The 13,041-nt window shown below is 35.9% G+C and carries 10 protein-coding genes, 1 pseudogene and 1 riboswitch; of the genes and pseudogenes, 8 read left to right on the forward strand and 3 right to left on the reverse strand.

Features of this window, described 5'->3' with window-relative positions:
• Positions 1–9: 9 nt before the first annotated feature.
• Both murJ and RCG25_RS02205 read left to right on the forward strand, forming a co-directional pair.
• Positions 10–1,542: a murein biosynthesis integral membrane protein MurJ gene (gene murJ, locus RCG25_RS02200; protein ID WP_308082041.1), complete on the forward strand. Its 1,533-nt coding sequence runs from the start codon at positions 10–12 to the stop codon at positions 1,540–1,542.
• 118 nt (positions 1,543–1,660) lie between these two features.
• Entirely contained in the window at positions 1,661–2,980 is a 1,320-nt protein-coding gene (locus RCG25_RS02205) for a nucleotide sugar dehydrogenase (protein ID WP_308082042.1), read from the forward strand.
• Between the two features lie 305 nt (positions 2,981–3,285).
• Here RCG25_RS02205 and RCG25_RS02210 read toward each other — a convergent pair whose 3' ends face one another.
• Entirely contained in the window at positions 3,286–3,567 is a 282-nt protein-coding gene (locus RCG25_RS02210; protein ID WP_308082043.1) for a hypothetical protein, read from the reverse strand.
• A gap of 825 nt (positions 3,568–4,392) precedes the next feature.
• Between RCG25_RS02210 and RCG25_RS02215 the strand changes: the two genes are divergently transcribed.
• The 3 genes from RCG25_RS02215 (at position 4,393) to RCG25_RS02225 (ending at position 6,956) form a co-directional block, all read left to right on the forward strand.
• On the forward strand, positions 4,393–4,539 hold the full coding sequence (locus RCG25_RS02215; protein ID WP_308082044.1) for a hypothetical protein: 147 nt from the start codon (positions 4,393–4,395) through the stop codon (positions 4,537–4,539).
• Positions 4,540–4,862: 323 nt separating this feature from the next.
• Positions 4,863–6,401 (forward strand): YifB family Mg chelatase-like AAA ATPase, encoded by a 1,539-nt coding sequence (locus tag RCG25_RS02220; protein WP_308082045.1) that lies wholly within the window; start codon positions 4,863–4,865, stop codon positions 6,399–6,401.
• On the forward strand, positions 6,402–6,956 hold the full coding sequence (locus tag RCG25_RS02225) for an REP-associated tyrosine transposase (protein ID WP_308082046.1): 555 nt from the start codon (positions 6,402–6,404) through the stop codon (positions 6,954–6,956).
• Between the two features lie 1,000 nt (positions 6,957–7,956).
• Here RCG25_RS02225 and RCG25_RS02230 read toward each other — a convergent pair.
• Together RCG25_RS02230 and RCG25_RS02235 are read right to left on the reverse strand one after the other, a co-directional pair.
• Positions 7,957–8,955: an NADP-dependent oxidoreductase gene (locus RCG25_RS02230; protein WP_308082047.1), complete on the reverse strand. Its 999-nt coding sequence runs from the start codon at positions 8,953–8,955 to the stop codon at positions 7,957–7,959.
• Between the two features lie 89 nt (positions 8,956–9,044).
• Positions 9,045–9,116: pseudogene (locus RCG25_RS02235) on the reverse strand (ArsR family transcriptional regulator); the annotation flags it as partial.
• Between the two features lie 221 nt (positions 9,117–9,337).
• Positions 9,338–9,424: riboswitch (cyclic di-GMP riboswitch) on the forward strand.
• Positions 9,425–9,473: 49 nt separating this feature from the next.
• Between RCG25_RS02235 and RCG25_RS02240 the strand changes: the two are divergent.
• The 3 genes from RCG25_RS02240 (at position 9,474) to RCG25_RS02250 (ending at position 13,019) form a co-directional block, all read left to right on the forward strand.
• The gene (locus RCG25_RS02240) at positions 9,474–9,599 is read left to right on the forward strand and encodes a hypothetical protein (protein WP_308082048.1); all 126 of its coding nucleotides are present in this window, start codon (positions 9,474–9,476) and stop codon (positions 9,597–9,599) included.
• 974 nt (positions 9,600–10,573) lie between these two features.
• Entirely contained in the window at positions 10,574–11,707 is a 1,134-nt protein-coding gene (locus RCG25_RS02245) for an ROK family transcriptional regulator (protein ID WP_308082049.1), read from the forward strand.
• A 34-nt stretch (positions 11,708–11,741) separates the two neighbouring features.
• On the forward strand, positions 11,742–13,019 hold the full coding sequence (locus RCG25_RS02250; protein WP_308082050.1) for an extracellular solute-binding protein: 1,278 nt from the start codon (positions 11,742–11,744) through the stop codon (positions 13,017–13,019).
• Positions 13,020–13,041: the final 22 nt, after the last annotated feature.

Below are 13,041 nucleotides of genomic sequence, written 5' to 3' on the forward strand. Positions count from 1 at the left end.
TAGAGGCTAATGAACTTAAAAAAATCACAAAGTATACTAAAGGCTACAGTATTGGTTTCTATAATAGTTATTGCTAGTAAAATCCTGGGATTTATTCGTGAAGCAATAATTGCGTCCTATTATGGAGCAAATTCTGAAACAGATGCCTTTTTTGTTGCTCAAAGTATGCCAGCCATGGTATTCCCTGCTGTTTGCAGTAGTTTTTCAACCGCGTTTATCTCTCTTTATATAAATAAGACTATTAATAATAGCAAAAGAGAAAGTGATCAGTTTGCATCAAAGGCAATGGTAGCTTCACTAGGCATTTCTATTTCTTTAAGTATCCTTGCAGTTATAATTGCACCCGATATTGTTCCCTTATTAGTACCTGGGTTCAATAATGATACACTATCTCTTGCAATTTTCCTTACTAGATTAGTAATGGCTGCCTTTTTTCTTACTATGGTTCAATATATGCTATCTGCAATTCTTAACTCCCGGAAGCTATTTTATGCTTCACAAGTATCTGGACTTTTAAGCAATATATTAATAATTCTTATTACTATAGGACTTGGAAGAAACCAGGGTATTGAGTTATTAACGATAACATTTTTGATAGGGAATTTAATTCAAGTATTGGTCCTTATGTATTGGACAAAAAAAAATCAATTTTCTTTAACACTTAAAATTAATCCCTTTGATAAAGATGTGAAAAATATTTTTGTACTTGCACTTCCTATTTTGTTAGGAAATAGTATTATTCAATTGAACAATATTGTCGATAAAGCACTTGCATCAAAATTATCAGAAGGTGCTGTTTCGGCATTATCATACTCAGGTTCTATTAATAGTATGATTATTAGCATTTTTATTACTTCTCTTTCAACTGTACTATATCCAACATTGGCAGAGGATTTTTCTAAGGGGAAGGTAGAGTCTTTTAGTAAAAGTCTAGTTAATAGTTTACTTGTATTAACTATGATTTTGTTACCATTATCTCTTATTGTAATGAGAAATTCATCCAATATTGTAACAGTTGTTTTTGGAAGAGGAAGTTTTAATGCTGCTGCTATTTCTCTGACATCTAGTGCTTTAACTTATTACTCTTTATCATATGTATTTTATGCAATACGAGAAGTAATTATTCGGGGATTTTATGCAATTCAAGACACTAAGACACCAATGTTGAATGGTGCACTAGGTGTATTTTTAAATATAATTTTTAGCTTAATGTTTGTAAAATATTTAGGTATATCGGGTATTGCATTAGGAACAACCATTTCGGCGATTGTATCTGCAATACTTATGTTGGTAAGTCTTAAGAAAAAGATACCGAGCATAAGAACTACATCATTATTGCCTTCATTACTAAAATTTATTTTTGCTAGCATGGGAATGTTATTAGCGATGACTATTTTTAGCAAGTATTTTATTATTTCAAATACTTTCGTTAGTCTTGTCTTAGTTTCGATTTTTGGTTTGTTAACTTATATTATTATTTTGATTCTGCTAAAGTGTGAACAAATAACCTTTTTTATAAAAAAACTAAAGTTAAGAGCTTAAATTATTTATATATCTTAAAAAAATATAATTTATTTGGTTGCTTGCCTTTTATTTTTTCAATTAAAATCTTTAGATTAAAATTTACTAATTAATTGATATTATTAGAGGAGAGATTAAAATGTCACTTTATGAAAAAATTATTAACCATGAGGAAAAAATATCTATAATTGGTTTAGGATATGTAGGGATGCCAATAGCTGTTGCATTTTCTAAAAAGGTTAATGTTATTGGATTCGATGTAAATGAGGAAAAAATAAACCAATATAAGAACGGAATTGACCCAACTAACGAAGTGGGAAATGAATTTATTAAACTAACTAAGGTAGATTTTACATCTAATGAAACTAGATTGAAAGAAGCAAGGTTCCATATAATTGCTGTTCCAACCCCTATTAATAGTGATAAGACACCAGATTTAACACCAGTTGAAGGAGCAAGCACGATTGTAGGTAGGAATTTAACAAAAGGTTCAATAGTAGTTTATGAATCAACTGTTTATCCAGGTGTAACAGAGGATATTTGTGTTCCAATACTTGAAAAAGAATCGGGGCTTAAATGTGGAATCGACTTTAAAGTAGGGTATTCTCCGGAGAGAATTAATCCAGGAGATAAAATCCACAGATTAGAGAATATCATAAAAATTGTTTCGGGTATGGATAATGAAAGCTTAGAAGAAATATCTAAAGTATATGAACTTGTTATTGAAGCCGGCGTTCATAAAGCAAGTTCTATTAAAGTGGCTGAGGCAGCAAAAGTTGTTGAAAATAGTCAACGGGATATCAATATTGCATTTATGAATGAGCTTGCTATGGTATTTGACAGAATGGGAATCGATACAAAAGAAGTTGTTGATGCAATGAATACTAAATGGAATGCATTGAAGTTCTATCCCGGACTAGTAGGAGGACATTGTATTGGAGTAGATCCGTATTATTTTGTATATCAAGCAGAAAAGCTAGGTTATCATAGTCAAATAATTCTTTCTGGACGGAAGATTAATGATGGAATGGGAGAATTTATTGCTGATGCTATTATAAAGAAGTTGATCCTTACTAATAAGGTAGTTAAAAAATCAAATGTTGTAATCCTTGGATTAACTTTTAAGGAGAATTGCCCTGATACTAGAAATTCTAAGGTCTCGGATATTATAGAGCGATTAAGAGAATATGGAATTGAACCGACAGTTGTTGATCCTGTTGCTATAAAAAATGATGCCAAAAGTGAATATGATGTAGACCTAGTTGAACTTGACGAGGTTATTAATGCAGACTGCCTTGTTTTTGCAGTAGCACATAATGAATTTAAAAATATGGACTTGGATCAGATTGACGGTATGTTTGGAAGTCTTAAAAATGAAGAAAAGGTTATAATGGATGTTAAAAGTATACTTAATAGAGAGGAAATTGAGGGAAGAGGATATAGTTATTGGAGATTATAATTTTAAAAAAATTATTATCGTGAATACAAAGCAGATTAATATAGTTTTATGAAAAAAATGGAAAAAGGGAATAATCCTCTTTTTCCATTTTTTATTCTTTTTTCTCTGTAAGTAAATTTCAATGGAAGTAATTCAAAAGCAGTTAATATTTCTGAATAATTATATTTAGGCCATACACTTTAGGATTAATATTGAAATATTTAAAGTTTATCTTATTAGTATATTAATTTAGTTGATACAGAATATTTTTTAAATGAATTGAAGATTTTAATCGATGAACCCTTTGAAATAACCTATAAATATTTTTAACATTGTTGTGATATGTCATTTAATGCTTGTAGAAAATCTTCTCTTAGCCAGATGCAACTTTTTGTATGCTTAAAAGCGTTTATACAATCTTTTAACTGCTTTTTCTCCTCGTTGGAAGCTGTTATTGTATCTGCCCCCGACTTATTGGGTATTCTTTTAAGTAAGCTGTTTAGATTTTCGTTTACTTCACTTGGTAATACTGGAAAAGTAACTTCTAATGCTATTTCTAGTGATGTTTTAAAAGTAAAAATATTACTGATTTTTAAATTTGGCTGCATTGAAATATCCTCCTCTATTTATTTATTAATATAAGCATAAAGAGAAAAGTGGAAAATGTATGTTATTTCATGGGAAAAAAATTATTATCTTTTGTGATATTATGTGGATTTTTGTAAATCGGTTGGGAATCAATTTTATAGGTATAAATAAATTTTAAAAGCAGGGTGTACTATTCTCGGGGGAGGGGGAGAGTAATATGGGGGTAGCTTGAAATAAATAATGATAACTTAAGGATATTTAAAGAATGAAATCCATTGACTATTTACCTAAAACCTTAAAAAAAATTATATACATTAAACAAGATATTAAATTAAAAGATAAATTCGAGCAAATTGAAAGGATACTAGATTGCTATTTAAAGGAACGAAGGATTGAATTAGAAAGTAAACTTAATATGTAAAGAAGTAGATAAGTTTTAAGTAACCAATGGCTATGGTGCCTGGCGCCAACCGAAATTTGTCGAAGAGTGATAAGAATAAGAAACAGTCAATGTTCGACGTTCTTTTTAATGATTTTTTTACCAAAAGCCAGTGTATAACTGTAAGCGTCAAACTATCCCCACATGTTTTGACGCTTTTTTATATGCGATATATTTTTTGCTTCGTTTAACAACTATCTGATTTTTACTATTATTTTCCCTTTGGCCCTTCCTGACTCCGCATATTCTATCGCTTTTTAGATTCCAGTGCCTGTCACCGCCCGAAATTTGTCGAAGAATGATAGACCTTTATGTGGATTAATAGTGATGAATGTAGTTACAACTGAATATTGTTGGGGTGGTGGATTGTTGCGCTTCTTTCCGATTCGGGAGGGAGGTGATAATCATGGAAACATTTCTTGAAATTCTACGAGAAGTTCTGAAAGAGGTTATGCGTGAATTGAGCGCTTATTTCTTTCGGAAAAACGTTCTAAAAAACAAGAAAACCACCCCGCGCCGTAGCAAGCAAAAGGGTGATTCTCACAAAAAATAAACCTTAAACAACCATCACCCTGACGGTAGAGGTTGCAATGGAGAAGTGTTAGAGCACTTCTCTTTTTTATTATATATCCATTATATACAAAAACATTCACATTTAAAAGTTGCAGGAGTTCAGTTGGGCTTGGTTCCAGATTTATTTTAGATCCATGAAGGATTTTGATGACTTTTGTAGAAATTTCCTATTAGATTATTACCTTCTTCTCATTCCTCATTTACGTATTTTCCTCAATCGTTTTTTATGAATTCATCATTCGTTTTTTGCGTTTCCATCTTAATTACGATAAAAATCAAAATTCATGTTTAGGAGGCTTTGTCATGACTGTTAAGGTATCCAGTATTGGTTTAAAAGGTCTGGAAGGCTATCGTGTGCAGGTGGAGGTGAAAATCAAATCTGGGACGGAATCGATGGTGATTGTGGGCCTGCCGGATGCCTCGGTTAAGGAGTCGAGGGAGCGAGTCATAGCGGCACTTAGCCACTTTGCTGTGGATGTGACGAATCAGAAAGTGGTGGTCAATTTATCCCCATCGGAGCAAAAGAAAAACGGTCCGTTGTTTGACTTGGCCATGGACATTGCGGCATTGAAGGAACAGAAAGTGATTAAGACGGAGATTCCATTAGAGACTGCGTTTATTTGGGAGCTTTCACTTGATGGCATGGTTGTAACAGCAGAAGGGATACTGCCAGCGGTCATTTCAGCAAAAGGACTTGGTTTGAAGAAGGTCTATCTTCCTTATGATCCGGAAATACCGATTCATATGCTGGAAGGGATTGAATGTGTAGTGGTTCAACATATAGAGGAGGTTGTTCGTCATTTAGAAGGCCAAGAAAGCTTATTTACTCATATCCCCTTACCCCATCATCTCCCTAGTCCTCATTTATCTGAATCTCCACAAAAGGATTTCTGCCATGTCATCGGTCATGAACAAGCCAAACGTGCACTTGAAATTGCTGCAGCGGGTGAACATAATCTCCTCATGAGCGGCCCGCCAGGCTGCGGAAAAAGCTTGCTCGCAGAAACATTTCCATCTATCTTGCCCCCGTTAACTACTCAGTCTCAGTTGGACGTGTTAAGCCTCTATCAGCTTGCTGGAGAAAAGCGAAGCTTGGCCCAAGCTGTCCCCTTTCGGCATCCGCACCATTCCGCCTCTTCTGTAGCCATTATTGGAGGAGGTTCATCACCCAGACCAGGAGAAATCTCGCTCGCCCATCGAGGGGTACTATTTTTAGATGAAATCGCTGAGTTTTCAAAGAAGACGCTTGATATGCTGCGGCAACCTCTTGAAACAGGCCAAGTAACAATTAGCAGAGCCCATTCGACCGTGACTTATCCCTCCTCGTTTATCCTTATTGCTGCCATGAATCCCTGTCCATGTGGATACTTTGGTGCCAATCATCATTACTGCACCTGTTCACAAAAGCAACTTCAAACCTATCGAAACCGGTTATCAGGCCCTGTGTATGATCGGATTGATATCCTGCTATCCTTACAGTCTATCAACCTAGATCAGCCAGCAAAAGCAGTAGAAACCTCAGAGGAGATCCGCCAACGGCTGCAAAAGGCTAGAGCCCTCCAATATCATCGCTATCAACAAGAGGTCAGTAATGCGAAGGTTCCCTTTGAAGTGCTTCATCAACTAAGTCCGTTAACCACTGAACATCAAGTGATGCTTACGAAGGTAGCAGCGAAGCAGAATTGGAGTAACCGCGTGCAGATCAAAATTATTCGATTGGCACGAACCATCTCGGACCTTGCTGGGGAAGAGAGAATCACGGATACAGCAATTTGGGAAGCGATGACGTTAAGGCGTTGGGGATTTCATCAAAAACAGCAAACAATCGCGAGGGAAACGTAGATGTCACGTGAAAAAAGAGTATGGATCAATTACCGTTTTTACCACATTGTCTGTCGGGGGAATCGCCGGGATCCCTTGTTTCGCAACGCCTCCGACTTCGAAGCCTTTTTACATATTCTTCATCAACTTCATAAGAAATACCCATTCGAAATTGCCGCTTATTGTCTGATGACAAATCATTATCATTTGCAAATCCGTTCGCAAGAGGTCTCTTTTTCTAAGGTCATGGGACTTATTAATAAGCGCTACGCGAACTACTACAATACCAAGTACCGCTTAACCGGTCATGTGTTTGAAAAGCGTTTCCATGATTCGGTGATTGCAGATAAGGAAGGGATGCTAGAAGTCAGCCGTTATATTCATTCAACCCCTGTTAAAGCCAAAATGGTAAACAAGCCAGAATATTATCCATGGAGTAGCTACCCCTTATACAAAAACACGGTTTCCACCGTTCCTATTTTCATGAACATGGGCAGCCTACTAAACTATTACGAAGGAAGCGAAGAACAGAAGAAAGAAAAATACTGTCATGGGGACAGTCCCCCGGTGCTTTAAAGCAGTAGCGTGCTTTTCTAGGTCCCTGCGTAACATACCGTCCACAAATGGAGTTTATTCTCATAAAAGAGGAATGAAAACTACCGTCACTCGTCGACATTCTTTTGATGAGTTCAAAGCAAGAATCCAATGTTTACTAGGGCGTATCCTTCAATTAATCAAACGTTTGTTTAGTCTTGTAAAAGAGTGAAAGTAATCGAATGGAGTCGGTTGAAGAGAAATAACTTGGGTTTTGTGGAATGGTAGAGGAAATTTGGGGATGGATTATCGACATTCTATTTATGTGATTTTGGACAGTAAGAAGTATAAGGAGTGGTTCAAGGTTTTTTAATTAATCGTTTAATTAGTATATCAGATAAGGGAAAATGGTGAAATCTGTTGGTTAATGGAGTGAGAAAAGTAAAATGCCGATGCATCAATGCATCGGCGATAAGAATGCATCTAATTGAACTACATCCTCTCCACTTTAAGAAAATTAAGATATTGAATTATCGTACGAGTTTTTATCTAAGGCATCAGGATTGGAAAGAGCCACTGTGACCAAACCAGATCTCTGCTTTCCAATTGTCACAATCACTACCTTGAGTTCATTTTGATAAATGAAAAGCTCTATGATAAAGTCATTAGTCGATATTCTTATTGATATTTACAATGCAAGAAACCAATGTTGACTTAGGTTTTTCCCTTTATTAAATAATCGTTTGATGGTATATCACATAGGGATATGTGACAGATTTTTTATTGAGTTACATAATTCCAAATTTGTATGTTCGTTACATATATTCACATTATCTTCGTATACTGATAGTCTTTGAGTTAGGGAAAGAGGCTTCAACCTATTGTATGTTTCCTTCCCTTCCTCGGGTAATTAGCCCGAGGATTTTTCATTTTGATTACTTTATATTTAATAGTTAATAGTTCAGTAAAGGGAGTGACTTTTATAGAACCATTAAAAAGAAAAAAGGGAAAGTTAGGATATATTTTTTGCTTCGTTTCACAACTATCTGATTTTTACTATTATTTTCCCTTTCGCCCTTCCTGACTCCGCGTATTCTATCGCTTTTTGAGAATCTTCAAAAGGAAAAACTCTATCAATTATAGGTTTGATTTTACCAGTCTCAATAAAGTTTGCGATTATACGTAATTGCTCTCCACTTGGCTTCATAAACAAAAACGTATATTGAACATTATGCATTTTTTCAAGCTTAGTAATTTTATGACTTGCAGCTGAAAACAACAACGTTTTTAAAAATCCGGAACCATATTCTTTACCAAAACGAGCATTCGGTAATCCCGAAACGGAAACCATTTTTCCTCCGCTTTTTATCACTTCGAATGATTTTTCGAGTACCTCGCCCCCAAGTGTATCAAATACGGCATCATAGTTTTTCAGTATCTCTTCAAATTTTTCAGTCTTGTAATTTATCATTTCATCTGCACCAAGAGACTTTACTAAATTCGCACCAGCTTCACTGGCAGTTGTTGCAACAGTGGCACCCATTAATTTGGCCAATTGGATAGCAAAGGTACCGACACCACCAGCCCCCGCATGAATTAAAATTTTTTGTCCCTTTTGTAATTGCAAATTGTCTGTTAGGGCTTGATAGGAGGTTAACCCAACCAGCGGGATCGATGCCGCTTCTTCAAAGCTTAAATTTTTTGGCTTTAAGGAGAAGTCATCTTCATGAATGGCAATATATTCAGCAAAAGTACCGATTTTACTCTTACGTGGACGTGCATATATTTCGTCACCAACTTTAAAACGAGTCACTTTTGCGCCAACCTTTGCAACGACACCAGAAAAGTCATTCCCTAAGATAAGCGGCATTTTATATTTAACTAACAATTTCACTTTCCCGTCGCGTATCTTAAAATCAACAGGATTTATACTAGCTGCATGAATTTCTGCGAGTACCTCATATTCGCCAATTTCCGGTGTGAGCATTTCTGCCAGACGCATTGGCACTTTCCCATACCTATCAATAACCATTGCTTTCATAGCCTATACCTCCAAATAATGAGTGTTTAAATTCCACAATTTCAATAAAAGTTCTGCATGAACTTATCAATATCCAACACAAGTGTTCTTTATAAACCTAATTCTTTACGTACATTCATATAATAAAAGTTTTTTGTCCCTTCTTTACGCAATACAACAATATACTATCGTTATGTTAGGTGCAATATTGAGAAAGTAAATCGAGACGAATACATCGTAGAGGGGAAGCATCATTAACTTTTAACATTCTCGTGCCAGGCACCGCCCGATAAGGACGCAACATTTTCCCAATATAAATAAAGGTAATTATCCGTTTGTAAAGTGACTTTATACTATTTTTTAGTAGTAAATGTTGGTATAATGTAAGTAGATTTACATAGTTCGTACGAAAGGGCAAAGCCATTGAAAGATGGTGGCGCAAAACTACAGGGGCTAAGGTCTGTGTTGACTATGCTAGCCAGTTACCGAATATGATCACCTTCCTGCGAATTATGAACTATACAATAGGAGGGCTATTTATGTTATTTTTCATTGGCGGTTTACTAATGGGTTCTTTTACTATGCTGTTCATTATGAGTTTAATGGTAGCAGCCAAAAGAGGAGACCAACAATTAGAAGCATACTATCATGAAAAAGCGTATTAACATTTTTAAACTAAAATAATATAAAAGGAGGGCTCTCGAGCTCTCCTTTTCCAATTTTATCTTATTAAACGTAAATGGCCGGATTTTGTCGAAAATTGATAGGTTTTTAGAGTTGTGGAAAGTGATAGAATGGCTATGGTGTCACGCCCCGAATTTTTTCGAAGATTGATAGGTTTTTAGATAGATATAAAATGATAGAATGAAGTTGCAACTGAATATTGTTGGGGTGGTTGGTTGTTAATCTTCTTTCTGTTTTAGGAAAGGAGGTGATAATCATGGAAACATTTCTTGAAATTCTACGAGAAGTTCTGAAGGGGATTATGCGTGAAGTTAGTGCATATTTCTTTCGGAAAACAATTCTAGAACACAAGAAAATCACCCTGCGCCGTAGGAAGCAAATGGCTATGGTGCCTGTCACCGCCCGAATTTTGTCGAAGAATGATAGGCCTTTATGTGGATTAATAGTGATAGAATGTAGTTGCAACTGAATATTGTGTTGGGGTGGTGGATTGTTGCGCTTCTTCCGTTTGGGGAAGGAGGTGAAGTCTGAAATAAATTGTGCGCCAACCACGTTATGGAAAAGAGCATGACAAATAAGCCATCGATCGATGACTTTTAAAAAATTTTAGATCAAAGCCTGGCAACTATGATAAAATTTTAAAACAATAAAGCGTTGCAGTAAAATGGTCTGTTAAACTGTTTGGATTTGACAGAATATAATAAATATAGTAAATTAAATTTAATGAATTAGTTTTAACGTCGAACAAACAAATTACTTTAGGATAGTGTGGAGAAATGGAAGTGGATAAAGGTTACAGACCTTCTAGTATTAAAGGAATTTTGTAAGCGTCTTCATGTGCTATTTAAAGTTTTCAATCGCTTTCTTGCTATAACCCTTTTACTTGTAAGAAGTGATGATAGTATATTTGTTTGTACGAAGTGAAAACATTCTATGATGATGGTAGGTTGAGGTAATGAGTAAAACAGGAAATTTGGACCTGATTAAACGGTTAAACAGATCCCTTGTATTAGAAACGATTCGTAACGAGCAGCCTATTAGCCGAGCGATTGTTGCAAAAAAATTAGGTTTAAGTCGATCAACGGTTACATTAATGGTTAATGACCTTCTAGCCAAAAAGTTTGTTATCGAACTTGGGCTTGGAGATTCCATAGGAGGTGGTCGTAAAGGTATTGAGCTCGGTTTCAATCCTAAATCCGGTTTTGGTGTAGGTGTTGATATTGGAAGAACAAAAATATTGGTCGTCATCACAGATTTAGATGGTGAAATCGTCTACAGAAAAGGATTTGATTCCACAAATAGTATCGATGGCATTATCCAACTAATTAAAGGGTGTATAGAGAAATCAAATGTAGATATAAATCGGATATTAGGATTAGGGTTTGGCCTGCCTGGTATCGTTAATAGCCTTACTGGAGAAATTATTGAAGTTCCTTTGTTAAATTGGGGGCAATTTAACTTTATTGAAAGGATTAAACCCTTTTTTCCTTTTCCTGTTTTTATTAATAATGATGTAAATTGCGCAGCGCTGGGTGAACGGTGGCTTGGGGGAAAAGAAAAGATTGATGATATGTTCTTTATTGCCATCGGATCAGGTGTCGGTAGTGCAATTATTGCCAAAGGTAACCTGATTGAGGGACATGGTTTTTCTGCTGGGGAAATAAATCATTATATTGACAGGGAAGATGTAAAAAAAGGTCGGGCTGGATCAAGGAATGGGGTTGGGGTATTCGAACAGCAAGTTTCTGGACCTGCTTTAAGTGAACTTGGCTATCCGCCAAGCGAACTATTTTCGGAATATAAACGGGGAAACGAAGAAGTAAAACCAATTGTGGAAAACTTTATTTTACATCTAGGTACGGCTATTTCAAATGCTGTTACTCTATTAAACCCGCAGAAAGTGGTTATTGGCGGTGGAGTATCTCAATCCTTAGATGTAGTTATTGAACAAATAAGGGATTGGGTTTGTAAATTAATTCCGATTCCGACTGAAGTAGAACTAGCTTGTCTAGGCAGTGATGCTGGTGCTCTGGGAGCCGTAGCTAATGTATTTGCAAAGCTACAGGATTCAGAAATATTTTATGATTAATTTCAAAATTAGCAAGATTATAGGAGGCAATCAAATGAAGAAAATTTTAGGTTTATCTTTATCAGCAATGCTTGCAGTATCTGCGTTAGCTGGATGTTCTTCAGATAAAAATGAGAGCAGCGACAGCAGAAAACAAACCATTCGTGTTTTATCAAGTGATGATTTCGCTGGGTTTAGAGAGGATGCAATTAAGGAATTTAATAAAAAATATCCAGACATTAAAGTAGAATTAGAACACGTTGCTTACGACCAATTACATGACAAAGAATTGGCTTCATTTAATGCTGGCGGCAGTGCAGCATACGATGTGGTTGACGTCGATGAAATTTGGACATCAGAGTATGCCGAAGCAGGGTTTATTTCCCCAGTGACCGAGCGTTATACAGAGGATATGAAACAAGGTATTGTCCCAGCAAGTATGAATATTGTCTCCTATAACAAAGAGTATTACGGGGTTCCAATGTTCAATGATGTTTTATTCTTCTATTATAATGAAGATTTGTTGAAACAAGCAGGATTCACTAATCCGCCACAAACATGGGATGAATTTACGCAAATGTCAAAGGTTCTTCAAGATAAAAAGCTCGTACCGGGTAATGCAAGCTCATGGGGATGGAGTTCAAATGAAGGTCTTGTCTGTTACTTTGCCCAGTTTTTAGGTTCCTTTGGCGGCAGTTTCTTTGACGATAAAGGAAAACCAGTGTTTAACAGCGAAGCCGGAGTAAAGGCTCTCCAGTATATGACAGATTCTATGAACAAAGAAAAGATTGTTGATCCTGCTTCTATAAACGCTAACGACCGCCAAATTCTTGACGCCTTTAAGAACGGTAAAACAGCATTTGTTTCCGGTTGGTCTTTCTATTGGGGAGAAATCAATGCGGATGATTCTAAGGTAAAAGGAAAAGTCAAGGTAGGTCTCATTCCAGCTGTAAATGGTGCGCCACATGCTACCGCAACTGGTTCCATGTATTTAGCGATTACACCTCAAAGTGACCATGAAGAAGCAGCGTGGAAGTTTATCAATTTCTTAGGAAGCAAAGAAATCCAAAAAGAACAGTCCTTGGCTGCTGGTTCCCTGCCAATTTGGACAGATCTTTATAGCGATGAAGAATTGAATCAAAATCACGGAGCATTGTCAGAGATGGGTAAACAATTGGAATCTACTATTTCACGTCCTTCTATAGAAGCTTACAATGAGTTCTCTAAAGAGTTACAAGTAAAGCTTCAAGAAGCATTACTAGGCAAAAAAGATGCGAAGACCGCTTTGGATGAAGCAGCGAAAACAGCGAAAGAATTAACCAGTTCTAAATAATCCTTAACTAAAGATGGACAAA

Origin of the sequence: Neobacillus sp. PS2-9 (genome assembly GCF_030915525.1) — a bacterium.
GTDB lineage: Bacteria > Bacillota > Bacilli > Bacillales > Cytobacillaceae > Neobacillus.

Bases quoted from the DNA above. Each gene is read 5' to 3' on its own strand.
- murJ (WP_308082041.1), top strand. From the start codon at position 10: ATGAACTTAAAAAAATCACAAAGTATACTAAAGGCTACAGTATTGGTT.
- RCG25_RS02205 (WP_308082042.1), top strand. From the start codon at position 1,661: ATGTCACTTTATGAAAAAATTATTAACCATGAGGAAAAAATATCTATA.
- RCG25_RS02210 (WP_308082043.1), bottom strand. From the start codon at position 3,567: ATGCAGCCAAATTTAAAAATCAGTAATATTTTTACTTTTAAAACATCA.
- RCG25_RS02215 (WP_308082044.1), top strand. From the start codon at position 4,393: ATGGAAACATTTCTTGAAATTCTACGAGAAGTTCTGAAAGAGGTTATG.
- RCG25_RS02220 (WP_308082045.1), top strand. From the start codon at position 4,863: ATGACTGTTAAGGTATCCAGTATTGGTTTAAAAGGTCTGGAAGGCTAT.
- RCG25_RS02225 (WP_308082046.1), top strand. From the start codon at position 6,402: ATGTCACGTGAAAAAAGAGTATGGATCAATTACCGTTTTTACCACATT.
- RCG25_RS02230 (WP_308082047.1), bottom strand. From the start codon at position 8,955: ATGAAAGCAATGGTTATTGATAGGTATGGGAAAGTGCCAATGCGTCTG.
- RCG25_RS02240 (WP_308082048.1), top strand. From the start codon at position 9,474: ATGTTATTTTTCATTGGCGGTTTACTAATGGGTTCTTTTACTATGCTG.
- RCG25_RS02245 (WP_308082049.1), top strand. From the start codon at position 10,574: ATGAGTAAAACAGGAAATTTGGACCTGATTAAACGGTTAAACAGATCC.
- RCG25_RS02250 (WP_308082050.1), top strand. From the start codon at position 11,742: ATGAAGAAAATTTTAGGTTTATCTTTATCAGCAATGCTTGCAGTATCT.